This is a genomic window from Mesorhizobium silamurunense (assembly GCF_014843825.1).
Lineage (GTDB): Bacteria > Pseudomonadota > Alphaproteobacteria > Rhizobiales > Rhizobiaceae > Mesorhizobium > Mesorhizobium silamurunense.
Map to the genome: position 1 here is coordinate 1 of NZ_JHQR01000444.1, position 257 is coordinate 257.

The following is a 257-nucleotide window of genomic DNA, read 5'->3' on the forward strand; positions in this document are numbered from 1 at the left end:
TAGTCACGGTGAACGATCAGCGCGGGATAATCGGCAAACCCCGGAATGATCGTAATATCGGGTTTTGGCAGCTTGAGTTTAATCGTGTGGTCGTCAACTTTTGAAATGGCGCCTTCTACTGCCTTGCCCGTCTTTTCATCCACGAGCGTGGCCATGCGCGCAGCCATTGAGTTCCCAGGCACGTCCCTTTCACACCAGCGCAGCAGGTTGAACATCACGTCATCGGCAGTGAAGTCGTCCCCGTTGTTCCACTTGAC

General features: G+C 54.1%; 1 protein-coding gene. It reads right to left on the minus strand.

Annotation, left to right across the window (positions count from 1 at the left end; all coding sequences use genetic code 11):
• Positions 1-257 (minus strand): ABC transporter substrate-binding protein (locus DH10_RS35900; RefSeq protein ID WP_246811700.1); only part of this gene is annotated, 257 nt, incomplete at both ends.